The sequence below is a fragment of the Glycomyces niveus genome (genome assembly GCF_017592475.1).
GTDB classification, from domain to species: domain Bacteria; phylum Actinomycetota; class Actinomycetes; order Mycobacteriales; family Micromonosporaceae; genus Glycomyces; species Glycomyces niveus.
Genome location: NZ_JAGFNP010000011.1, coordinates 10,346 through 31,289, shown reverse-complemented (window position 1 = coordinate 31,289; position 20,944 = coordinate 10,346). Strand labels below are relative to the sequence as shown.

The 20,944-nt window shown below is 70.9% G+C and carries 18 protein-coding genes; 9 read left to right on the top strand and 9 right to left on the bottom strand.

The window, feature by feature from the left end:
* Positions 1–182 precede the first annotated feature (182 nt).
* On the bottom strand, positions 183–2,375 hold the full coding sequence (gene ligA, locus J5V16_RS18150; RefSeq protein WP_208498444.1) for an NAD-dependent DNA ligase LigA: 2,193 nt from the start codon (positions 2,373–2,375) through the stop codon (positions 183–185).
* A 188-nt stretch (positions 2,376–2,563) separates the two neighbouring features.
* On the opposite strand from ligA, the gene J5V16_RS18145 reads away from it, so the two are divergent.
* The 5 genes from J5V16_RS18145 to J5V16_RS18125 all read left to right on the top strand — a co-directional run bounded on the left by J5V16_RS18145 (position 2,564) and on the right by J5V16_RS18125 (position 7,380).
* A complete protein-coding gene (locus tag J5V16_RS18145) occupies positions 2,564–4,000 on the top strand; it encodes an alkaline phosphatase PhoX (protein WP_208498063.1) in 1,437 nt (478 codons plus the stop codon).
* A gap of 204 nt (positions 4,001–4,204) precedes the next feature.
* Positions 4,205–4,936 carry an ABC transporter ATP-binding protein gene (locus J5V16_RS18140; protein WP_208498061.1) on the top strand — a complete coding sequence of 244 codons (732 nt, stop codon included), beginning with the start codon at positions 4,205–4,207 and terminating at the stop codon, positions 4,934–4,936.
* A gap of 1 nt (position 4,937) precedes the next feature.
* Entirely contained in the window at positions 4,938–5,675 is a 738-nt protein-coding gene (locus J5V16_RS18135; RefSeq protein WP_208498059.1) for an ABC transporter permease, read from the top strand.
* 9 nt (positions 5,676–5,684) lie between these two features.
* Positions 5,685–6,317, top strand: a complete 633-nt coding sequence (locus J5V16_RS18130; RefSeq protein WP_208498057.1) for a TetR/AcrR family transcriptional regulator — start codon at positions 5,685–5,687, stop codon at positions 6,315–6,317.
* A 46-nt stretch (positions 6,318–6,363) separates the two neighbouring features.
* Positions 6,364–7,380, top strand: a complete 1,017-nt coding sequence (locus tag J5V16_RS18125; RefSeq protein ID WP_208498055.1) for a magnesium and cobalt transport protein CorA — start codon at positions 6,364–6,366, stop codon at positions 7,378–7,380.
* A 2-nt stretch (positions 7,381–7,382) separates the two neighbouring features.
* On the opposite strand, the gene J5V16_RS18120 is transcribed toward J5V16_RS18125, so the two are convergent.
* On the bottom strand, positions 7,383–8,123 hold the full coding sequence (locus J5V16_RS18120) for a VIT1/CCC1 transporter family protein (RefSeq protein ID WP_208498053.1): 741 nt from the start codon (positions 8,121–8,123) through the stop codon (positions 7,383–7,385).
* Positions 8,124–8,300: 177 nt separating this feature from the next.
* On the opposite strand from J5V16_RS18120, the gene J5V16_RS18115 reads away from it, so the two are divergent.
* Together J5V16_RS18115 and J5V16_RS18110 are read left to right on the top strand one after the other, a co-directional pair.
* Positions 8,301–10,682 (top strand): DUF4153 domain-containing protein, encoded by a 2,382-nt coding sequence (locus J5V16_RS18115; protein WP_208498051.1) that lies wholly within the window; start codon positions 8,301–8,303, stop codon positions 10,680–10,682.
* A 133-nt stretch (positions 10,683–10,815) separates the two neighbouring features.
* Positions 10,816–11,466, top strand: coding sequence for a sulfotransferase family protein (locus tag J5V16_RS18110; protein WP_208498049.1), 651 nt, complete (start codon positions 10,816–10,818; stop codon positions 11,464–11,466).
* 5 nt (positions 11,467–11,471) lie between these two features.
* Here J5V16_RS18110 and J5V16_RS25580 read toward each other — a convergent pair whose 3' ends face one another.
* From J5V16_RS25580 to J5V16_RS18095, 3 genes are read right to left on the bottom strand one after another with little or no spacing between them, the layout of a single operon-like run.
* Positions 11,472–12,488: a uroporphyrinogen decarboxylase/cobalamine-independent methonine synthase family protein gene (locus J5V16_RS25580; protein WP_208498048.1), complete on the bottom strand. Its 1,017-nt coding sequence runs from the start codon at positions 12,486–12,488 to the stop codon at positions 11,472–11,474.
* Positions 12,481–13,578 (bottom strand): tRNA 2-thiouridine(34) synthase MnmA, encoded by a 1,098-nt coding sequence (mnmA, locus tag J5V16_RS18100; protein ID WP_243901424.1) that lies wholly within the window; start codon positions 13,576–13,578, stop codon positions 12,481–12,483. Before mnmA ends, J5V16_RS25580 begins: the two co-directional genes overlap by 8 nt.
* A gap of 38 nt (positions 13,579–13,616) precedes the next feature.
* On the bottom strand, positions 13,617–14,774 hold the full coding sequence (locus J5V16_RS18095; RefSeq protein WP_208498045.1) for a cysteine desulfurase family protein: 1,158 nt from the start codon (positions 14,772–14,774) through the stop codon (positions 13,617–13,619).
* Between the two features lie 297 nt (positions 14,775–15,071).
* On the opposite strand from J5V16_RS18095, the gene J5V16_RS18090 reads away from it, so the two are divergent.
* A complete protein-coding gene (locus tag J5V16_RS18090) occupies positions 15,072–15,983 on the top strand; it encodes a hypothetical protein (RefSeq protein WP_208498043.1) in 912 nt (303 codons plus the stop codon).
* Between the two features lie 58 nt (positions 15,984–16,041).
* Here the strand turns inward: J5V16_RS18090 and J5V16_RS18085 are convergent, their stop codons facing one another.
* The 3 genes from J5V16_RS18085 to J5V16_RS18075 all read right to left on the bottom strand — a co-directional run bounded on the left by J5V16_RS18085 (position 16,042) and on the right by J5V16_RS18075 (position 18,772).
* Positions 16,042–16,656, bottom strand: coding sequence for a biotin transporter BioY (locus J5V16_RS18085; protein WP_208498041.1), 615 nt, complete (start codon positions 16,654–16,656; stop codon positions 16,042–16,044).
* Positions 16,657–17,062: 406 nt separating this feature from the next.
* Positions 17,063–17,992 (bottom strand): electron transfer flavoprotein subunit alpha/FixB family protein, encoded by a 930-nt coding sequence (locus tag J5V16_RS18080; RefSeq protein WP_208498039.1) that lies wholly within the window; start codon positions 17,990–17,992, stop codon positions 17,063–17,065.
* Between the two features lie 9 nt (positions 17,993–18,001).
* Positions 18,002–18,772 (bottom strand): electron transfer flavoprotein subunit beta/FixA family protein, encoded by a 771-nt coding sequence (locus tag J5V16_RS18075; protein ID WP_208498037.1) that lies wholly within the window; start codon positions 18,770–18,772, stop codon positions 18,002–18,004.
* Positions 18,773–18,921: 149 nt separating this feature from the next.
* On the opposite strand from J5V16_RS18075, the gene J5V16_RS18070 reads away from it, so the two are divergent.
* A complete protein-coding gene (locus tag J5V16_RS18070; RefSeq protein ID WP_208498036.1) occupies positions 18,922–19,239 on the top strand; it encodes a PLD nuclease N-terminal domain-containing protein in 318 nt (105 codons plus the stop codon).
* A 50-nt stretch (positions 19,240–19,289) separates the two neighbouring features.
* On the opposite strand, the gene clpX is transcribed toward J5V16_RS18070, so the two are convergent.
* Positions 19,290–20,591 (bottom strand): ATP-dependent Clp protease ATP-binding subunit ClpX, encoded by a 1,302-nt coding sequence (clpX, locus tag J5V16_RS18065; RefSeq protein ID WP_208498034.1) that lies wholly within the window; start codon positions 20,589–20,591, stop codon positions 19,290–19,292.
* Positions 20,592–20,944 lie beyond the last annotated feature (353 nt).

Below are 20,944 nucleotides of genomic sequence, written 5' to 3'. Positions count from 1 at the left end.
ACAGAAACCGTTATCCGGTGTTCGCGGCAGCGTCTCCCGCGGTCGGTTCCAGCCTCGGCGGCCCTTTCGGGCGATGGGGGCCGAGCCGTTGGTACGACAAGGGCGAGCATCCACGAGACGACTCTGCCCTGATCTAACGAGCCTCCCCCCGTATAGGAATACGGATCGTTACGAAGTTGTGATCATTCTGGTTCGGTCTCGGCATCGGGAGTTTGCGGTGCGGACAACCCGTCTTCGAGGAGGGCCGCGAAATCCGCGCCAGCGACGACCGGTACGCCGAGCTGCACGGCCTTGTCGTATTTGGAGCCCGGCTTCTCCCCCGCCACGACCGCACTGGTCTTCTTGGACACCGAACCGGAGACCTTGCCGCCGCGGGCCTTCACGGCCGCGGCCGCGCCCTCGCGCGTATAATCGGGGATGCCGCCGGTGATGACGATCGTGAGCCCTTCAAGCGTCTGCGGGAGCGCCTCGGAGGGGTCGGGCGCGTCGTCCTGCATCCGCACCCCCGCCTCGCGCCAGCGCTCGACGATCGCGCGGTGCCAGTCGACGGCGAACCAGTCCTTGATGGCGGCGGCGATGGTGGGGCCGACGCCGTCCACAGCGGCCATCTCGGCCTCGTCGGCGTTCGCGATGCGGTCGAGGTCGCCGAAGTGCTCGGCGAGCGCCTGGGCGGCCACGGGGCCGACGTGGCGGATCGAGAGCGCGTTGACGACCCTCCACAGGGGCTGGCGCTTGGCGGCCTCGAGGTTCTCGAGCATCTGGACGGCGGTCTTCTTCGGTTCGCCGTTCTTGTTGGCGAAGTAGGCGACGACCTTGTCCTCGCCGGTCTTCGGGTCCTGCTTCGGCAGGCCGGTGTCGGGGTCGCGCACGACGACCTGGATGGGCAGGAGGTCGTCCATCTTGAGGTCGAAGACGCCGCCTTCGTCGACCAGGACCGGGTCGGCGCCGAGGGGTTCGACGAGCGCGGCGCACGCGATGTAGCCCATGCGGTCGACGTCGAAGCAGGAGCGGCCGGAGAGGTAGGCGAGGCGCTCGCGCAGCTGCCCGGGGCAGGAGCGGGCGTTGGGGCAGCGCAGGTCGACGTCGCCTTCGGCGGCGGGGGCCAGGACGCTGCCGCATTCGGGGCAGCGCTCGGGCATCACGAACTCGGTCTCGTCGCCGGTGCGGGCGGCCTCGACGGGGGCGACGACTTCGGGGATGACGTCGCCGGCCTTGCGGACGACGACGGTGTCGCCGATGCGGACGCCCTTGGCCTTCACCTGGTCGGCGTTGTGGAGGGTCGCGAACTCGACCTCGGAGCCGGCGACGCGCACGGGCTCGAGCACGGCGTAGGGGGTGGCTCGGCCGGTGCGTCCGATGGAGACCTTGATGTCGAGGAGCCTGGTGTTGACCTCCTCGGGCGGGAACTTGTAGGCGACGGCCCAGCGGGGCGTGCGGGAGGTCGCGCCGAGGCGGCGCTGGACGTCGAGCCGATCGATCTTGATGACGACGCCGTCGATCTCGTGCACGAGTCGGTGGCGCTGCTCGCCGAACTCGGCGATGTAGTCGTACGCCTCTTCGACGGTGCCCACGACGCGCCAGTAGGGGCTGGTGGGCAGGCCCCAGGCGGCGAGTGCGGCGTACGCGTGGGACTGCGAGTCGGGTTCGAAGCCGCGCAGGGCCCCGAGGCCGTGGGCGATGAAGCTGAGGGGCCGCTCGGCGGTCTTCGCGGCGTCCTTCTGGCGCAGGGACCCAGCGGCGGCGTTGCGCGGGTTGGCGAACGGGGCCTTGCCGGCGGCGACCTGGGACTCGTTGAGCCGCAGGAAGTCGGCGCTGGGGAAGTAGACCTCGCCGCGGACTTCGAGGAGTTCGGGCACGTCGTGGCCGTCGGCGGCGGCGAGGCGCTGCGGGACGGCGGCGATGGTGGCGACGTTCGCGGTGACGTCTTCGCCGGTGACGCCGTCGCCGCGGGTGGCGGCCTTGGTGAGGCGGCCCTGCTCGTACACCAGGTCGACGGCGAGGCCGTCGATCTTGACCTCGCACAGGTACGGCTCGCCGGGGACCTCGGCGGTGATGCGGTCGGCCCAGGCCTGGACCTCGTCGAGGCTGAACACGTCTTGGAGGCTGAGCATCTTCTCGAGGTGCTGCACGGGCGTGAACGCGGTGGAGAAGGTGCCGACCTGCTGGGTGGGCGAGTCCTCGTTCTTCAGCTCGGGGTAGGCCGTCTCGATGTCGACGAGCTCGTGCATGAGCTCGTCGAACTGGCTGTCCGAGATGGTGGGCGCGTCTTCGGCGTAGTACCGGCGGCGGTGCTCGGTGATCTCCACCGACAGGTCCTCGTGGCGCGCGCGGGCGCGCTGGAAGTCGGGGTCGTCGGTCCGGTCGGTGCCGTCCACTTCTGCGTCAGTCGTGCTCACGGCCCCATTGTGTCAGCTGAGTGCGACGTTTCGGGGAGGCCGAAGCCTTATGCAACCGGTCACCTCGCGTTCACGTCGTGATTGCCTGGCCAACCCCGGGGGCCGGAAGGATCGGCCGCGTACGGCCCGTACACACCCCCGATTGCCCCGTCAATAAGGAGACCGGAATGGCGATCCTCTCGACCGGCGGCGCGAACCGCCGCAGCTTCCTGCGCCGAGGCGCGGCCGCCGCGGGCGCGAGCCTCTTCGCGGTCGCCGCGATGGAGGGCCTGTCGATCCGCGCGGCCCACGCCAAGGACGGCGAGAAGGACCGCGACTGCCCCGACAACGGCGGCTACGGCGAGCTGCGGGAGCTCACCCGCACCGACCCCGAGACGGGCTTCTCCCAGACCCTGTGGCTCCCTGAGGGCTTCGACTTCAAGGTGTTCGCGGTCGCGGCGTCGCCGATGAGCGACGGCAACCGCACGCCGCTCGCGCACGACGGCATGGCCTGCTTCCCGACCGGGCGGCGCGGCCAGTGGCGGCTGGTGCGCAACCACGAGGAGCGCAACGAGCCCGGCGTGGGCGTCCCGGCCGGCAGCCCCGAGCACCGCTACGACGCGCTCGGCGGCGGCGGGACCACGACGATGAGCGTGCGCTGGGACGACGGCGAGCCGCACTTCGTGGAGGCCTGGCAGTCCCTGTCGGGCACGATCGTGAACTGCGCGGGCGGCCCGACCCCGTGGGGCTCGTGGCTCTCGTGCGAGGAGACCACGGCCGGGAAGGGCGCGGGCTGGGCGGCCGAGCACGGGTACGTGTTCGAGGTGCCGTCGGCGGAGAACGGCGAGACGGTGCCGGTGCCGCTCAAGGAGATGGGCCGGTTCGTGCACGAGGCGGTGGCCGTGGACCCGCGCTCGGGCGTGGTCTACGAGACCGAGGACCAGAACACGGCCGGGTTCTACCGGTTCCTGCCGAACGTGCCGGGCGACCTCGCCGAGGGCGGGCAGCTGCAGATGCTGAAGATCGCCGACGCGTGGAACTACGACACCCGCACCGGCCAGCGCGCCGGGAGGAGCCTGTACGTGGAGTGGGTCGACATCGACGACCCGGACCCGGCGGACGCCGAGGCGAACGAGCTGGCGGTGTTCGACCAGGGCTGGGCGCGGGGCGCGGCGGTGTTCGGGCGGCTCGAGGGCTGCTTCTACGGCGACGGCGCGGTCTACATCGCGTCCACTTCGGGCGGTGACGAGGGCGAGGGCCAGCTGTGGGAGTACCGGCCGCGCGGTCACAAGGGCGGCACGATCAAGCTGGTGTTCGAATCGCCCGACGCGGAGCTCTTGTCCTATCCGGACAACATCACGGTCTCGCCGGGCGGGAACCTGATCCTGTGCGAGGACACCAGCCGCGACCTGCCGGCGATGCGGGGCCTGACGCGGGACGGGGAGATCTTCCCGCTGGTGTACCACGAGGGCAAGACCGAGTGGTGCGGCGCGACGTTCTCGCCTGACGGCAAGGTGCTGTTCGCGAACATGCAGGGCGCGACGCGCGGCCTGCTGGGCGACCCGGCGTTGGAGCCGGGGCGCACGATCGCGATCTGGGGGCCTTGGAGCAAGGGCGTCCTCTAGAACTGAAACTCCCGAGTGGCGGTCCGGCCGCGCGCACGTCCCACCCTTGGCGACGATTGCGAGCCATACCTTGGCTCAGCGCGGCCGGATCGCTTTTTTGCTGTTCAGGCCGGTGTTTTCGTGGGACACTGGAGGTAATTCACTAGTCGATGAATTCACGTGGTACGGTGAATTCATCAATCATTGAATTACTGGAGGCTCCCGATGCCACCCACCCCGAACGCCGCCATCGCGGTCGACGACCTCGTCGTCCACCGCGGCGGCCGACCCGTGCTCGACGGCGTCTCGACGCAGATCGCGGCCGGGACCGTCACCGGTCTGCTCGGACCCTCGGGCTCGGGCAAGACCACGTTCATCCGCGCCGTCGTCGGCACGCAGAAGGTCAAGTCCGGCGCCGTGACCGTGCTCGGCCACCCGGCCGGGACGAAGCCGCTGCGCAGCCGCGTCGCGTACGTGACGCAGGACGCCTCGATCTACCCGGACCTCTCGGTGAGGGCCAACGTCGCCTACTTCGCGGCCCTCTACGGCCGCAGCCGTTCCGAGGCGATGGGCGCGATCGAGCGCGTCGGCATGGGCGACCACGCGGACAAGCTCGCCGCGAACCTCTCCGGCGGGCAGAAGACCCGCACCTCGCTCGCGTGCGCGCTCGTGATCGAACCGGAGGTGCTGGTCCTCGACGAGCCGACCGTGGGGCTCGACCCGGTGATCCGCGAGGAGCTGTGGGACCAGTTCCGCGGCCTCGCGAAGCAGGGCGCGACCCTGCTCGTCTCGAGCCATGTGATGGACGAGGCCGACCGCTGCGACCGGCTCCTGCTGCTGCGCGAGGGCCGCTTCATCGCCGACGACACCCCGGCGGACCTCCGCGCCGCGACCGGCGCCGCGAACCTCGAAGCGGCGTTCCTGCACCTCATCCGCGAACTCGAGAAGGCGAACTGACATGTCGCTGCGCATCACCTTCATCACCGCCGGGCGCATCCTCCGGCAGCTGCTCAACGACCACCGCACCGTGGTGCTGATCCTCGCCGTGCCGAGCCTCATGATCGCGCTCATCAGCGCCATCATGGACGCCGCACCGCAGGTGTTCGACACGGTCGGGCTGATCCTGCTGGCGTTCTTCCCGTTCATGATGATGTTCATGATCACCTCGATCACCCTGCTGCGCGAGCGCACCGGCGGCACCCTGGAACGGCTCATGACGACGCCGACGGGGAAGCTCGACCTGGTGTGCGGGTACGCGATCGCGTTCGGCGCGGCGGCCGCGGCGCAGACCGTGATCGCCGCCTCCGTCGCGTACCTGTTCCTGGGCCTGGAGACGGCCGGGCCGGCGTGGGCGGTGTTCCTCATCGCGATCGTCGCCTCGCTGTTCGGCATGGCGTTGGGGCTGTTCGTGTCCGCGTTCGCGACCACGGAGTTCCAGGCGATCCAGTTCATGCCCGTGTTCGTGGTGCCGCAGCTGCTCCTGTGCGGCCTGATCTGGCCGCGCGACCAGATGGCCGGATGGCTGCAGGGCGTCTCGGACGCGCTGCCGGTGACCTACGCGGTCAAGGCCCTCACGGAAGTGCAGGTGAACACCGAGGTGACAGCGGCGATGTGGGGGAACCTCGCGGTCGTGGCCGCTGCGGTCCTCGTCGCAACGGCGCTCGGAGCCGCGACGCTGCGGCGGCGCACGAACTAGGGTCTCCCTGTGGCCAGAACGAAGCGCACCGGACGGCGGACGGGCAATCCCGACACGAAGGCGGAGATCCTGTCCGCCGCGAGGCGGCTGTTCGCGGAGGAGGGCTTCGAGTCGGTCTCCATGCGGCGCATCGCTTCCGAGGCCCAGGTGGACCCGTCGCTGATCCACCACTACTTCGGCTCGAAGGACGACCTGTTCCTCGCCGCCATCGAACTGCCGATGGACCCGGCCCCCGAGGTCGCGGCCGTGCTGAAGCAGGGCGGGGTCGAGGGCGCGGGCGGGCGGCTCATGCAGGCGTTCGTGGCGATCTGGGACGGCCCGCACCAGGACAAGCTGCTCGCGGTGGTGCGCACGAGCCTGTCGAAGCCGGCGATGTCGTTCGTGCTGCGGCAGCTGTTCGAGCACCGGATCGTCAAGACCGTCGAGAACACGATCGGCGACCAGGTCGACCACGTGCCCGTGCGCGCGAGCTTCATCGCCAGCCAGGTGTTCGGCCTGGTCGTCGCCCGGTACATCCTCAAGCTGGAGCCGGTCGCGTCACTGAGCGCCGCCGAGCTCGCCGAGACGATCGGGCCGAACATCGACCGGTACCTGACCATGCCGGTCGACCAGTTCACGGAGGCCGAGCGGTCCAAGGCGTGAGCGGTGCTCATCTATGCCGGTCGCGGCGTGCTCCTAGACTGGCCTGATGCCGATCGTCGACAGCGCCATCTACCGCAAGGGCGTGCGCGAGTCGCACCACGTGACCCTCGACCAGACCTTCGAGGACCTGCACGAGCACGGCGGCTTCGCCTGGATCGGCCTCTACCGGCCCACCGAGGCCGAACTCGCGGCCGTCGCCGACGAGTTCGAACTGCACCACCTGGCCATCGCGAACGCCAAGACCGGGCACCAGCGGCCGAAGCTGCAGCGCTTCGGCGACACGCTCTTCGTGGTCCTGCGGCCCGCCCGCTACCTCGAGGAGACCGAGCAGGTCGAGTTCGGCGAGGTGCACCTGTTCATCGGCCCGAACTTCGCGATCACCATCCGCCACGCCGAATCGCCCGACCTGGCGCAGGTCCGCCGCCGCCTCGAAGCGGACCCGGAGCTGCTGGCGCTGGGCCCGCAGGCGGTCCTGTACGCGGTCCTCGACGAGGTCGTGGACGGGTACGGGCCGGTCGTGGACGGCATGGAGGACGACATCGACGAGATCGAGGACGAGCTGTTCTCGGGAGATCCCGACGTCGCCAGGCGCATCTACGAACTCGCCCGCGAGGCCATGGGCTTCCAGCGGGCCACGCACCCGCTCGTGCGGATCTTCAAGTCGCTCGAATCCGGGTACGACAAATACCAGGTCGACATCGAGCTGCGGCGGGACATGCGGGACGTGCTCGACCACGTGCTGCGCATCGTCGAACGCGCCGACCTGTTCCGGGCGCTGCTGGAGAACGCGCTCACCGTCCACTCGACGCTGGTGACGCAGGCGCAGAACGAGGAGATGCGGCAGCTCTCCCACGCCAGCATCGAGCAGGGCGACCAGGTCAAGAAGATCTCGTCGTGGGCGGCGATCCTGTTCACGCCGGGCCTGGTGGCCGGGATCTACGGCATGAACTTCACGCACATGCCCGAGCTCTCATGGGTCCTCGGGTACCCGATGGCCATGGGGCTCATGCTGCTCTCGGCCGGGCTCCTGTACGTGGTCTTCAAGCGCCACAACTGGCTCTAGCCCTAGGCGATCGCGACGTCGAAGGCCGATCCGATCAGGTAGGTCGCGACCATAGTGGCCGCGCCGACCGCCATGACCCGCAGCATCGCCCGGCCCCGCGGCGCACCGCCGAGCCGCGCGGACGTGAAGCCGGTGAGCGCCAGCGCCGCCATCACCGCGATCGCGCAGCCGATCACGCGGATGCCTTCGGGCAGCAGGGTGATGGCGAGCAGCGGCAGCAGTGCGCCGCAGGTGAACGCGAGGAACGAGGAGAGCGCGGCGTGCCACGGGTTCGTCAGGTCGTCGGGGTCGAGACCGTATTCGACCACCGCGTGCGCCCGGAGCGGGTTGCGGCGGGAGAGTTCGCGGGCCGCGTTCCGGGCGGTCTCCTCGGACAGGCCACGGTCCTCGAGGCTGGTGGCGAGTTCGGCTTCGGCCGCCTCGGGGCTCTCGTCGAGTTCGCGCCGTTCGGCTTCGACGAGGCTCGCTTCGGTGTCGCGCTGGGTCGAGACGGAGGTGTACTCGCCGCCGGCCATCGAGAACGCGCCCGCGACCAGCCCGGCGACACCGGAGACGAGGATCGTGGACCGGTCCGAGGTGGCCCCGGCGACGCCGATGACGATGCCCGCCACCGAGACGATGCCGTCGTTCGCACCGAGCACGCCCGCCCGGAGCCAGTTGAGCCGGCTGCCGACCGAGCCGGGGCCGCCGCCGTTGTGCGCGCCGCTCTCGTGGTCGTGCCCTTCATGTCCGCTTCGCGCCATCACGATTCCAGTGAACCACAAGGTTGCAGCCGGTGGGAGTTCTCACAAGACCCTGGAATTTGCGGGGCCTTGAGGGAAATGTCCGGCAGGCCGCCGCGACGCTCTGTAATGGACGCTTCCCCTGGTTGACGACGACCGCTATTGTCGGCACTCCCTCCGATGAGAAGGGGCTCTTCAATGAGCGAACCCGCTGACTCCCCAGCTCCGAGGCCCGAGGACGCCGAAGCGTCCCGCGGCGAGACCCCGAGCGAACCTCCCGCCCCGCACCGGCCCGAGACGCCGATGGGCGACTCCCGGCCCGACGCCGAGCCCGAAGCCGTTCCCGCGCAGGCCGAAGCGCCGCCCGCCGAACCCGCTCCCCCAGCGCCGGCCGAGGCGCCCGCCACGCAGCCGGCCCCCGCCCCGGCACCGACTCCCGCGCCGGCACTCGTCGCGGCCGCCGCACACCCCGCGTCCCCGGTCCCGGCACCGCACCAGCCGCCCGCCCCGCACCACCCCGCCGGGCCGCTCACCGCCGCCCAGTACCAGCGGCAGGCCGCCTACTACCAGCAGGCGCACGCGCCGCGCATGCTGCCGCCGAACCCGCGCTGGCACCGTCCCGACGCGGCCCCCAAGCCCGCCATCGTGGTCCTGATCGCCGTGGTCGCCCTGTTCGGCGCGTGGGCCGCGTTCCACTCCACGGGCGTCGGCATCGGCCTGTCGCTCACCGGCATCGCCATGCTCGCCGTGCCGCTCGCCGCGGGCGACCCCAAGGACCTCCTGCCGCGCCTGCCGGGAGCGGTCCTCGTCGCCGCCCTATGGTCGGTAGCGGCGATCCGCGACGCGGGCTGGGTCGTGTTCCTCTGCACCGCAGCCGCATTCCTCCTCACCCCCCTCGTGCTCGCCCCGCAGCGGCGCTTCAGCGGCACGGCCGTGACCCTCGCCGCGGGCTGGCTCGAAGGGCTCGCCGAGTCCTTCACGTGGGCCAAGCGCGGCAAACGCGCCAACGAGGGCAACGCGAGCATGCGCAACGTGTGGGTCGTGGTGATCACCGCCGTGCTCCTCCTGGTCTTCGGCGGGCTCTTCGCCGCCGCGGACGGCACCTTCGCCGACCTCGTGGTGCGGCTGCTGCCCTCGGTGAACCCGGCCGAGTTCATGCTGCGGATCATCCTCGCCGCGGTCCTGTTCCCCCTGGCGCTGCTGTGGGCGTACACCTCGGTCGCGAAGCCCCGCTTCGACTCCCAGCGCCCCGAGGGCGAGCACCGCACCGTCTCCCGCTTCGAGCTCTCGGTCCCCTTGGGCGCGTTGAACCTCCTGTTCGTCGCGTTCATCGCGGTGCAGCTGCGGGTGTTCATCGGCGGCGAGGCGTACGTCATGGCGACCAACGGGCTCACCTTCGCCGACTACGCCCGCCGGGGCTTCTGGCAGCTGAGCATCGTCGCCGCCCTCGCGCTCGGCGTCATCGCCGTAGCGGCCTGGCTCGCGCCCAAGCGCACCAAGGCCGACCGGTGGACGGCCCGCATCCTCCTCGGCACTCTCTGCGTGCTGTCCATGGTGGTCATCGCCTCGGCGCTGTACCGCATGTTCACGTACGCCGACACGTACGGGCTCACCCGGATGCGCGTGTGGATCTTCACCGTGGAGATCTGGCTCGCGGTCCTGTTCGCGCTCGTCATCGTCTGCTGCTGGAAGCTCAAGGCCGCGTGGCTGCCGCGCGCCGTGCTCGCCTCGGGCGCGCTGGCGCTGCTGGGCCTGGCCGCCGCGAACCCCGACGCGCTCATCGCCCGCTACAACCTCGAGCACGACCACAAGCTCGACCTCGGCTACCTCGAAGACCTCTCGGACGACGCCGTGCCCGAGTTCGCCGGCCTCTCCGACGCCGACCTCGACTGCATGCTCTACGACCAGGCCGGCGAAGAGCGCGACCTCATGGCCTGGAACCTCGGCCATCAGCGCGCCTCCGGCCTCATCAAGGAGCACGACGAGGTCTCGGGCTCCTGCGACTGGGGCGACGGCCGCCTCTACAGCCAGGAGGAGCTCGAGTCCCCGGCGGTGGACGAGGAGGAGGTGACCGGCCCGTTCGAGACCGTCGAGCCGGACGTCATCGCCGATCCGCCGCCCGCCGGGTTCTTCCAGACCGAGAACTGCGATTCGATCGACGCGGCCCAGACCAGCGCGTGGCTCGTCGACGAAGTCGACTCGTGGGGCCTCGAACCGGGCACCTCCGACGCGTACTTCAGCGAGACCTCGCCGAACGCGTGGCTCACCTGCGCGTTCTACAGCGGCGAGGTCGACGTTCAAGGGCAGGTGGAGTACACGGGCTCCGCGAACAGCGCCGTGAATGCCGTGCAGAACGCCGTACACGGATACGAGGGCGGCAGCTGGCTCATCGTCGAGCGCGAGGACGCCGTCGTCCTCTCCACCGGCTCGGATGCCGAGAGCCAGCTCCAGTACTACCAGGTCAAGGACAACCTGGTGATCTATGTGTACGTCATGGGCGTCTCGCGCGACACCGTCGCAGAAGCGGCCGCCGCGGACCTCGCCGCCCAGATGGCCGACCTGTACGCGACGTTTGCCTGACCCCATGTCCGACATCACCCGGGCGGCGCGGCGGCCGCTGAGCTGCCGCGCCGCCTGCGGCGCGTCCGTCCCGTCTAGACGCGAGCGACATTCGCTGTTGACCGTTTCGCTTGGGGCCGAATAGGTTCGGATGATGCTGCGAGTAATCGGCGCGGGACTCCCGCGCACCGGAACCATGACCCTCAAGAACGCCCTCGAGACCCTCCTCGGGGCGCCCTGCCACCACATGGCCGAGGTCTTCCAGAACCGGCCCGAGACCGACCCGCCCGCCTTCCTGGCGGCCGCCCGAGGCGACTATCCCGACTGGGACGAACTGTTCGCGGGATACGCAGCGGCAGTCGACTGGCCGAGCTCGGCGTTCTACGTCGAACTCGCCGAGGCCTACCCCGACGCGTTGGTGGTGCTCTCCCGCCGGGACAGCTTCGACACCTGGTGGAAGAGCGCCAACAACACCATCCTCAAGGACATCCACGCCGCCGCCGACCTCGTCGGTCCGCTCTGGATGGACATGATCGACGCGATCTGGGACAAGACCTTCGAGGGCGCGCCGCGCGACGACCGGGACGCGGTCGAGGCGGCCTACCACCGCTACCACGACCGCGTGCGCGAGACGATCCCCGCCGAGCGGCTGGTCGAGTTCCAGACCGGGGCGGGCTGGCAGCCGCTGTGCGACGCGCTCGACCTCCCGGTCCCCGAGGAGCCGTTCCCCTACCTCAACACCACCAAGGACTGGAATGACCGGGCGAACGACGTCCCGCCCGGCGGAGTCGGCGCCGACCAGTAAGCGGATCAGCCGCGGAGCCGCTCGGCGGCTTCGCGGCTCGCCTCCATCGCGAACCGCGCGTAATCCGGGCTCGCCCCCGCCATCCCGCACGTCGTCGACACGCTCACCTGCCGCGGCAGCTGCTCGAGACCGAACCCGAGCCGGTTCCACAGGGCGAGCACGCGATCGGCCGCTTCCTTCCCGACGCCGGGACGGCGCTGCCCCAGCGGCGGCACCACACCGGCGATGAGCCGCCCGCCGCCGTCCAGGTACTCCCCCAGGGCGTCGACCTTCGGCACGTCGTCGAGGTCCAGCAGCGTCAAGTCGACCGAAAGCGCCTGCGCCCCGGCCTCCTCCAGCAGTCGCACCGGCACATCCGGCGCGCAGCAGTGCACCACGACCGGGACGCCCACCTGCTGGGTGAGCTCCCGCAGCCGCTCCCGCGCGACCTCGACCGGCACGCGCCGGTAGAAGTCCAGCCCCGACTCGGTGTTCACCCGGCCCGCCAGCGCCGCGGGCAGGCTCGGCTCGTCGATCTGGACCGACAAGGCGGCCTTTGGCATCCGCGTCTGCGCCGCCGCCACATGGTTCCGCAGCCCCTCGGCGAGGGACGCGGTCAGATCGGCGACCGCGCCGGGGTCGGCGAGCATCGCGCCGCCGCCGCGCCGCCACAGGTTCGCGGCCAGCGTGAACGGCCCGACCGACGTCAAACGGACCGGCCCGGTCGCGTCCACCTCATGGAGCGCGTCGAGGTCGCGTTCGAGGAAGTCGAGTGCGCGGCGGGCGTCGCGGCCGGGCAGATCGGCGATCTCCCACCGGAACGCCCACCACTGGACCGGCAGGCCCACGAGGAGGGCCGCGCCGCGGCCGATCATGTCCGCCCCGAGCCCGCGGTCGGGCAGCTCGGGCAGGTGCGGCCATTCGGGGAGCTCCCCGAAGACGACGTTGACGGCCTCTTGGACATCCGTCCCGGGCAGGGAGCCGACGCCGGTGGCGACGCCCGTCGGCAGTGCCTCGGCGCCCGAGGGCGGTGCGTCAGACACCGGCGGCCTCTACCGAGGAGGTCGAGTCGATCGTGCCGGACGCGAGCACCGCGTCCCCCGCCTCGGACGGCTCGTAGACGACGAGGGCCTGCCCGGCGGCGACGCCGTACGCGGGCTTGTGCAGCTTCGCGGTGAGCCCGCCGTCCTCGGGGGTCACTGTCGCGGGATACACCTCGCCGTGGGCGCGCAGCTGGATCTCGGCCTCGAACGGCCCGGTCCGCTCGGCGGCGAGCCACACGGGCGCGCCGGTGCGGATGCGGTCGACGCGCAGGGCCTCGCGCGGGCCGACCTCGACGCGGTTGTCCACGGGCGTGATCGACAGGACGTAGCGGGGCTTTCCGTCGGCGGCGGGCCGCTTGAGGCCGAGGCCGTGGCGCTGGCCGACGGTGAACTGGTGGGAGCCGTCATGGCTGCCGAGGACTTCGCCGGAGGCGGCGTCGACGATCTCGCCCTCCTTGCGGCCCAGCTTGTTCTTGAGGAACCCGGAGGTGTCGCCGTCGGCGATGAAGCAGATGTCGTGGCTGTCGGGCTTGCGGGCTACGGCGAGGCCGCGGTCTTCGGCTTCGACGCGGACCTGGTCCTTCGGGGTGTCGCCGAGGGGGAACAGGGAGCCGGCGAGCTGCGCAGGGGTGAGCACGGCGAGCACGTACGACTGGTCCTTGCCGGGGTCGACGGCGCGGCGCAGGAGGCCGTCGTCGCCCTTGCGGGCGTAGTGGCCGGTGACGACGGCGTCGAAGCCGAGGGCCATGGCGCGGTCGAGGACGGCGGCGAACTTGATCTTCTCGTTGCAGCGCAGGCACGGGTTCGGGGTGCGCCCGGCCGCGTACTCGGCGTAGAAGTCCTCCACGACGTCTTCGTGGAAGCGCTCGGCCATGTCCCACACGTAGAAGGGGATGCCGATGACGTCGGCGGCGCGGCGGGCGTCGCGGGAGTCCTCGATGGTGCAGCAGCCGCGTGCCCCGGTCCGGTAGGTCTGGGGGTTCTTGGACAGCGCCAGGTGGACGCCGGTGACGTCGTGTCCGGCCTCGACGGCGCGGGCCGCGGCGACGGCCGAGTCGACTCCGCCGCTCATGGCGGCCAGTACTCGCAGTTTCACGTGATCAACCTTAGGCCCGTTTTCGAAGACGGTCAGGAGAGCCCGGCGGTCTTGGCCCGCCGCACGGCCTCGGGCAGGGCCGCGACGAGCGCGTCGATGTCGGCTTTCGTGGTGGGCCAGCCGAGCGTGAAGCGCAGGGAGGAGCGGGCGTCGTCCGCTTCGGCGCCCATGGCGAGGAGCACGTGGGAGGGCTGGGCGATCCCGGCCGAGCAGGCGGAGCCTGTGGCGCATTCGACACCGGCGGCGTCGAGGAGCATGAGGAGCGCGTCGCCTTCGCAGCCGGGGAAGGAGAAGTGCGCGTTGCCGGGCAGGCGCGACTCGGGGTCGCCGTTGTAGACCGCGTCGGGGACTGCCTCGCGGATGCGGGCGACGAGGTCGTCGCGGAGCAGCGCCAGCCGCTGCGACTCGACCTGCTGGGTGCGGACGGCGTGCGCGACCGCTTCGGCGAGGGAGGCGATCCCGGGCACGTCGAGGGTGCCGGAGCGGATCTCGCGCTCCTGTCCGCCGCCGTGCAGGAGCGGCACGGCCTTCACATCGCGGCGCAGGATGAGCGCGCCGGTACCGGTGGGGCCGCCGAGCTTGTGGCCCGAGAGCGCGAGCGCGGCGGCGCCGGAGGCGGCGAAGTCGACCGGGACGTGGCCGACGGCCTGGATCGCGTCGGTGTGCACGGGGATGCCGTGCGGCTCGGCCATGGCGGCGATCTCGGCGATCGGCTGGAGGGTGCCGACCTCGTTGTTGGCCCACATGCACGTGAGGACGGTGATCTCGGTGCCTCGCTCGTCGAGGAGGGCGGCGAGGACGGCGGTGTCGACGCGGCCGAGCTTGTCGACCGGCAGCTCGGTCACGTCCGCCTTTTCGTGGTCGCCGAGCCACGCGACCGCGTCGGCGACGGCGTGGTGCTCGATCGCGGTGGTCACCACCCGGTTGCGGGCGGCGGTGCGGCGGTGCCAGTGGACGCCTTTGACGGCGAGGTTGTCCGCCTCGGTGCCCGAGCCGGTGAAGATGACCTCCCCGGGTTTGGCGCCCAGGGCTTCGGCGATGCGCTCGCGGGCCTCCTCGACCGTGCGGCGAGCGGTGCGCCCGGAACCGTGCAGGGACGAGGCGTTGCCGAGGGCGCGGGCGGTGCGCACGTAGGCGTCGAGCGCCTGGGGGAGCATCGGCGTGGTCGCGGCGTGATCGAGATAGGCCATGGCCCCTCCAGTCTACGTTCGGTCCCCGGCCGGCCACCTCCGCCGTGGCGGGTGCCTCCCTGCCCGCTCGGGCCGGCTGCGGCGGGCGATCCCACGGAGGGTCCGATACCGTTCCGAGGGGTGGGACCGGAGTGCCGCGATATTCCGCATTAGTCGGCGTAATGCGTCGTGGTGCGCGCGAGATAGAATCTGACGAATCCTCCTACCTTTCCGATCGCGAGGGGTCGCCGCCCCGAGACCGGGGGTCCGAAGAAGGTCGAGTCTTCGACGCCCGTGTCGAGAGAAAGTGTGTTGCCGATGACGCCTGAGCTCGCCGAAGCGCTACGTGCCGGGCCGTTCCACACTGCCCTGCGCGTGGCCATCCAGACCAGCGGGCTCGGTCTCGACCGCATCCGCCACCGGCTCGCCATGCGCGGCATCACCGTGTCGACCACCAGCCTCAGCTACTGGCAGTCCGGCCGGTCCCGGCCCGAGCGGGCCGAGTCGCTCGCCGCCGTCACCGCGCTCGAGGACCTCCTCGAACTCCCCGCCGGGTCCCTGCGGGTCCTCCTGGGCCCCAAGCGGGCACGCGGGCCGCGCTCGATCCGGGGCCAGCTCCCCCGGCCCGACGCCGTCCTCGGCGGCGACGCCGTGCGCGAACTGTGCGACCAGGTGCCCGCCTCCCGCGAGCACACCCTGGACATCCTCAGCCAGCAGGTCATCGTCCACGTCGACTCCGAATGGCAGGAGTCCGTGTTCGAGCTGTCGATGCTCGTGCGGGCGCGTCGCGACGACGTGGACCGCTACATCCTGCTCTACCGCGGCGACACCGGCTGCGACATCGACGACATCGAGTTCAAGCCCGTCCGCGACTGCACCGTCCCGAACATCCTGCGCCACCCGGACGCGCCGGTCGCCCTGGCCGAGATCGTGTTCGACACGCCGCTGCCGAAGGGCGCGACCCACCTGTTCGAGATCGTCGTGCAGGGCAACGGCGGGACCTCCAGCGGCCACGGCAACGCGTTCCGCTACCCGGTGGACCAGTACTCGCTGCAGGTGCGGTTCGCGCCGGACGCGATCCCCAAGCGCGTGTACCGCTTCGCGCAGTCGAGCCTGCAGCGCGAGAAGCGCGAGACCGGCGACCTGCAGCTGGGCCCGAACCGGACCGTGGCGCTCGCCGAGCCGGTGCCGCGCCCGGGCGCGCTCGGCATCGGCTGGGAGATCGAATAGACGCAAGGCGAAAGGCCCCACCGGTCCGGTGGGGCCTTTCGGTATGCCTCAGGAGTGCTTAGCCCTCGCTGTTGCGGAACTTGCTGACGAGCGCCCAGGCGCCCGGCAGCAGCAGCGCCGCGACGACGAGCTTGACGGCGTCGCCGAGGAGGTAGGGGGTGACGCCCCAGGCCATCGTCTGAGCGAAGTCCGCACCGGTGACGTAGGCGAGGTAGGGGGCGCCGAAGGCGTACATGATGACGTTGCCGACCACCATGAGGCCCGCGGTCTTGAGGACCGTGCGGTCGCCGCCGCGGCGGGCGAGCCAGCCGACGGCGATGCCGGCGACGAGGAAGCCGATGATGTAGCCGAAGCTCGGGAAGCCGTACCCGGAGGTGCCCTCGGTGAACCACGGGACGCCCGCGACACCGGCGGCGAGGTAGAGCCCGAGGCTCAGGCCCGCGCGGAGCGGCCCGTAGGCGGCGCCGACGAGCAGCACGGTGAACGTGGTGAGCACGAACGGCACCGGGCTGATCTGCGGGATCGTGATCGCGATCTGCGCCGAAGCGCCGACGGCGGCGGCGCCGCCGAGCACGAGCACGGCGTCGCGGGCGTACGCGGCGGCCTTCGTGCGAGCGGGCAGGAGATCAGCGAGAACGCTTGGCGCGGCAATCGCGGCAGCTGGGGCGACCATTGCGGATTCCTCCAACATCGTCTGTAGGTTCTATATAACGAGAGGCTGTTCCAGAGCGTAACGCACCGTTGTTTCATCGAAATGTCGGTCCCCCGGAGCACCATCGAACCGGGGCGACGACGAACGTGAGTCCTGCATGCGAACTCCCCGGACGGTGTCAGACCCCGGTGCCACCATCGGTTCGGGGGAGGCCGCGAATGCCCGATTTGCGGCAACCGCCGCGAACCGCCCAACCCCCCAAGCGATCCGCACGGCTGTCACACCCCCGAGCGACTATCGAAACGGGGGCGACGGCGAACACGAGCCGCACTCGCCACCGCGAACCCGCCCCCTCGATCCGCCCACCTAGCGACCACGGCCCGGCCCTCCCCCTTCCGAGGGCGGGCCGGGCCGGTCGTCGTGTGCGCTACTTGCGCTTCTCGATCTCCTCGAGCGCCTGCGGCAGCACCTGGAACAGGTCGCCCACTACGCCGAAGTCGGCCATGCCGAAGATCGGCGCGTCCGCGTCCTTGTTCACCGCCACGATCACGCGCGAGGTCTGCATGCCCGCGCGGTGCTGGATCGCGCCCGAGATGCCCGCCGCCACGTACAGCTGCGGGCTCACCGTCGTACCGGTCTGGCCCACCTGGAACTTGTGCGGGTAATACCCGGCGTCCGTCGCCGCGCGCGACGCGCCCACCGCGCCGCCCAGGGCGTCCGCCACGCGCTCGATGAGCGCGAAGTCCTCCGCCGAACCCACGCCGCGGCCGCCGGAGACCACGATCCCGGCCTCGGCCAGGCCCGGCCGGTCGCCCGCGGGCTCGTCCACCCGCTCCACGACCTTGACGCGCTGGTCGTTCTCGGCAACGGTCGCCGCCACGGCCTCCACAGTGGGCGCGCCCGGTGCCGGGGCCGGCTCGGTCGAGCCCGCCTTCACCGTCGCGAGCGTGAAACCCTTGGTGGTCTTCGACTTCACGATGGTCGCGCCCGCGAACGCGTCCTGTGTCACGGTCCCGTCGGCCTCCAGGCCCGAGACGTCGGTCAGCAGGCCGTTCTCCAGCGCCACCGCCACGCGCGCCGCCAGGGCCTTGCCCTCGTCGGTGCTCGGCAGCAGGAAGAAGCCCGGCGCGACCGAGCGCGCGAGATCGATGAGGACGGTCGCCTTCGGATCCACGAAGTAGTCGTCGGCGCCCGCCGCGTCCACCCGGTAGACCTTCGCCGCGCCGTACTCGCCCGCCAGCGCGGCCGAGGCGTCGTCGAAGGCGATCGCCGAGACGTCGCCGAGGGTGCGGCCGAGGGTCAGGACCTCGGCGGCGTGCTTGCCCGAGTTCGGTACGTACACAAGGATGTCAGTCATCATCGGCTCCTAGATGAACTTCTCGGCGGCGAGGAATCCGGCGAGCGCGACGCCGCCCTGGCCCTCATCGGTGACGATCTCGCCGGCGGTGCGCGCGGGGCGGTCGGCGGCGCTCAGCACCTCGTTGCTCGCGGCGGCCGGGCCGGCCTCGCCGACGCCGAGGTCCGCGAGGGTCAGCGTCTCGACGGGCTTGCGCTTGGCGGCCATGATGCCCTTGAGGGACGGGTAGCGCGGCGTGTTGATGGTGTCCCAGACGGACACGATCGCGGGAAGGTCCGCGCTGAGGACGTCGTATCCGTTGGCGCGCTGGTGCTCGACCGTGATCGCGCTGCCGTCGGTGTCGATCTTGCGGGCGCCGGTGAGCGCGGGCTTGCCGGTGCGGGCGGCGAGCAGCTGGGGCATGACGCCCATGCCGGAGTCGGTGGACTCGGCGCCGGCGATCACGAGGTCCCATTCGAGGCGGCCGAGGGCCGCGGCGAGAATCGCGGAGGTGGTGAGGGCGTCGGAGCCGCCGACGGCGTCGTCCTCGATGTGGACGGCCTTGTCGGCGCCCATCGCGAGGACCTTGCGCACGGTCTCCGTGGCCTGGCTGGGCCCGAGGGTGAGGACGGTGACCTCGCCGCCGTGGGCCTCTTTGAGCTGGAGGGCGGCTTCGACGGCGTACTCGTCGAGCTCCCCCATGACGTTGTTGGCGCCGTTGCGGTCGACCCGCAGCTGGGCGTCCAGCCGTCTCGCGAGTCCCGAGTCCGGGACCTGCTTGACCAGAACCACGATGTTCATCGACAACCTCCGAGGTCGTACTAGAGGACGCTTGTTGGCCTTAGTTTTCGTTCAGGCGTCTCGGCCTGAACTATATCCTACGAAGTTACTTACGGGTAACCACCCGAGGCGTTGTTGTCCCGGGCGCGGCGGACAGGCATGATTGGATCATGATCCGCGCGTTCGTCTTCCTGGTCCTCGCACATCTGGCGCTGGTCATCGCAGCGGTCGCGGACTGCCTCGGCGGTGAGCACGCGCCCAGGAAGCTCACGCGCGCTTGGTGGGTCCTCATCATCGTGCTCGTTCCGATCGTGGGCGGCGTCCTGTGGTTCACGGTCGGCCGGGCGCGCCCGCCGCGCCCGCAGCCCGGTCCGCGCCGCGGGAACGCCGGTCCGCACAGCCCGCGCGGACCCGTGGCGCCCGACGACGACCCCGACTTCCTGCGCGACATCGACCGCCGCCTCCGCGACGACAAGAAGGACGACTGACCGCGCCCCGACCGCTGCAGCACTCGGGGCGGTGTCTCGCGCTCTGACGTTCAGGCCGACTTCTCGCGGCGTAGGCGCACGGCCCGCCGCGGCGAGGCCTTGGTCCGGGGCACGAGCGTGGGGTTCACATTGCGGCGCACCACGTCGGCGGTGATCTCGACCTTCGCGACCTCGTCGGCGCGCGAGGGGATCTCGAACATGACCGGCTGCAGGACCTCTTCCATGATGGCCCGCAGCCCGCGCGCGCCCGTGCCGCGCAGCATCGCCGATTCGACGATGGGCTCGAGGGCGTCCTCGGCGAACTCGAGCTCGACGCCGTCGAGTTCGAGGAGCCGCTGATACTGCTTGACGAGGGCGTTGCGCGGCTCGGTGAGGATGCGCAGCAGCGCCGCCTTGTCGAGGTGGTCCACAGTGGTCAGGATGGGGAGGCGCCCGACCATCTCGGGGATGAGCCCGTATTTCAGCAGGTCGTCGGGCATGACCTGGGAGACGATCGCGTCTTCGGCGGAGTCCTCGGCGTCGTGCAGGTGGGCGGTGAAGCCGACGGTGCGCTTGCCGACGCGGGCCTTGATGATCTCCTCGATCCCGGCGAACGCGCCGCCGCAGATGAAGAGGATGTTCGTGGTGTCGATCTGGATGTGCTCCTGGTGCGGGTGCTTGCGCCCGCCCTGCGGCGGCACGGCCGCGTGGGTGCCTTCGAGGATCTTCAGGAGCGCCTGCTGCACGCCCTCGCCGGAGACGTCGCGGGTGATCGAGGGGTTGTCGGCCTTGCGTCCGGCCTTGTCGATCTCGTCGATGTAGATGATGCCGGTCTCGGCGCGCTTGACGTCGAAGTCGGCGGCCTGGATGAGTTTGAGGAGGATGTTCTCCACGTCGTCGCCGACGTAGCCGGCCTCGGTGAGGGCCGTGGCGTCGGCGATCGCGAACGGGACGTCGAGCATCCGGGCGAGGGTCTGGGCGAGGTGGGTCTTGCCGGAGCCGGTGGGGCCGACCATGAGGATGTTCGACTTCTGGAGCTCGACGTGGTCGCCGCCGCGGATCGAGCCGAGCTCGTCGAGCTGCACGCGCTTGTAGTGGTTGTAGACCGCGACCGCGAGCGAGCGCTTCGCGGCGTCCTGGCCGATGACCCACTGGTCGAGGAATTCGACGATCTCCTTGGGCTTGGGCAGATCCTCCCAGGCGACCTCGGCCTCTTCGGCGAACTCCTCTTCGATGATCTCGTTGCACAGGTCGATGCACTCGTCGCAGATGTAGACGTTGGCCGGCCCGGCGATGAGCTTGCGGACCTGCCGCTGCGACTTCGAGCAGAACGAGCACTTCAAGATCTCGCTGTCACCCAGGCGAGGTGCCATCGCGGTAACTCCCTTCCTCGGCGGGCCCGCGGGCTCCGGCCGAGCGTGCTTTCTCGCTCCATTGCTGAAAGGTCAACCCGTACCACCGATCCGGCTCCGTTGATTCAGGACGAACCGGTGTCTCGATCCAGTATTTCGCATTTGCCGCCACCGCGCCACCCTTGCCGACCGCGGTCGCCGTCCGCGCGGGGCCTGGGCAACGGTATCGCGGCCGGGCGACATCGGGGGCGGATCGATCGGAGGTGAGGGTCCATCGGATGGCGGCGGGGGGCGGGGGGGGGGGGGGGCCCCCCCCCCCCCCCCGGGGGGGCCCCCCCCCCCCCCCCGGGGGCGGGGGGTGGTGTGTGGGGGGG